Here is a 1,790-nt window from a genome sequence, read left to right as displayed (position 1 = left end):
TGCTGCGGCCGCCAAGACCGGCCCCGGAAGGAATGCCCTTGCGCAAACGCGCCTCAAGCCCCGGAACAGGGCCGTCTACAGCCTGGGCAAAGGCAATGTAAGCCCTGGTCAGGGTATTGTGTTCCGCATTCAGACGTTCGGCCCCAGGCCCTTCACAGCGTACGTGCATGCCGTTGCCGTCGATGACGCGCAGCCTGATCTGATCACAGGGGCGCGGCAGCGGGTAAAACAGAGAATCGATTTCGTGATAGCCGTCGGGGCGAAGCCCGGTAATGCGCAAGCCCAGATTCACCTTGCAACCGGCAGTGAGAATGCTCATGAACGTATCCTTGTCTGTTCCCTGGCCTGATGTTCTTTGTCGTGCTCGCGTTCTGAGCGCCGAAGTTAACGTTGAGGATATACATTCTCAAAGTTAAATTTCCCTAGAGTGTTTCAAGGGTTACGTGGTCATTGGTGTAGACGCATATTTCGGCGGCAATGCGCATGGATTCCCTGGCGATGGCTTCAGCGTCAAGCCCGCTGTGGCGGGAAAGCGCCCGAGCGGCCGCCAGAGCATAGGGGCCGCCGCTGCCGATGGCAGCCACGTTGTCGTCCGGTTCAATCACGTCGCCTGTACCCGAAAGCACCAGAATATGTTCCCTGTCGGCCAGCAGCAGCATGGCTTCGAGCTTGCGCAGGTATTTATCCTTGCGCCAGTCCTTGGTCATTTCTACAGCGGCCCGAACCATATGGCCGCGAACTTCCTTGAGTTTTGCCTCAAAGAGCTCGAAAAGCGTAAACGCGTCGGCGGTGGCTCCGGCAAAACCGGCCAGTATCTTGCCGTCGTGCAGGCGGCGCACCTTCTGGGCCGCATGCTTCATGATCATGGTCTGCCCCATGGTCACCTGCCCGTCGCCGGCCAGGGCCACGATGCCGTCCTTGCGCACGGCGAGAATTGTTGTGGCATGTGTTTCCATCAGTTCTTGTCCCATATTTCCTTGCGTTCTTTGTAGGCGGCCTCAAGGCGCGGAAAAGCGCGCTTGTCCGTCGTGCGGGAGGCCATGCTTTTGGCCTGGTTGAAATACCGTTCGGCAAGCTTTTTGTTGTTGGAATACAGGGCGCTGTAGGCCATGTGGATATAGGCGTCGGGCGTGTTGCCCGCCTTGCCGAGCGAGCGGCCATAGGCTTCGTGCACCTCGGAATCCTCGGGTACGTGCCGCAGTACGTTCTTGTAGTGACTGGCGGCCTGCGACTGCCTGCCGGTTTCGTCCAGCATGCGCGCATAGAAAAAGGAAGCCATGTAATCATTGGGGTCCAGACGCATGGCCTTGGAAAGCAACCCGTCTGCCCGGCTCATGTCGCCCTTGCGGTAGTGGAAGGCCCCGGCCTCGCGCAGCACCAGCGGGTCTTCAGGGGCCGCCTTGAGGGCCTGATCAAAAGCTTCGCTGGCTTCGTTGATGCGGTTCTGCCTGGCAAGCACAATGCCCCTGCCCATGCGTGACAGGCCGTCCTTGCCGGAAAAGCGCTGTAGGGCGGCCTGGTCATCGCCGTATCTTGCCCAGAGCAGGGTTTTTACACGGGTAAAGCGCTTGTTGTCCTGGCTGCGGTCCTGCACGGCCTTGGGCATGCCCTGGATGCGGGCCTGAAGGCCGTTGACGCGGTCGCCCAGGTCCGGGTGGGTGGAAAGGTACGTCGGCACGCTGATGCCGCTCATCCAGCTTTTCTGCCGCAGCACCTTGAAGCCGCCCACCATGCCGCTCGGTGGGTAGCCTGCGGCGATAAGGTATTGCAGGCCGATATGGTCGGCCTCA

The 1,790-nt window shown here is 60.2% G+C and carries 2 protein-coding genes and 1 pseudogene; all 3 read right to left on the bottom strand.

The window, feature by feature from the left end; all coding sequences use genetic code 11:
• Positions 1-319 (bottom strand): annotated as a pseudogene (locus V6C07_RS09430) (4-(cytidine 5'-diphospho)-2-C-methyl-D-erythritol kinase); the annotation flags it as partial.
• Positions 320-422: 103 nt separating this feature from the next.
• Entirely contained in the window at positions 423-956 is a 534-nt protein-coding gene (hslV, locus tag V6C07_RS09425; RefSeq protein WP_333536176.1) for an ATP-dependent protease subunit HslV, read from the bottom strand.
• On the bottom strand, positions 956-1,790 hold an 835-nt coding region (locus V6C07_RS09420), incomplete at its 5' end, for a tetratricopeptide repeat protein (protein WP_333536174.1). The genes V6C07_RS09420 and hslV, both read right to left, overlap by 1 nt.

The organism is Desulfovibrio sp. 1214_IL3152, assembly GCF_036763055.1.
In the GTDB taxonomy this organism is placed as follows: domain Bacteria; phylum Desulfobacterota; class Desulfovibrionia; order Desulfovibrionales; family Desulfovibrionaceae; genus Desulfovibrio.
Note: the sequence above shows the minus strand (reverse complement) of the source record. Positions and strands in the feature narration are given on the sequence as shown.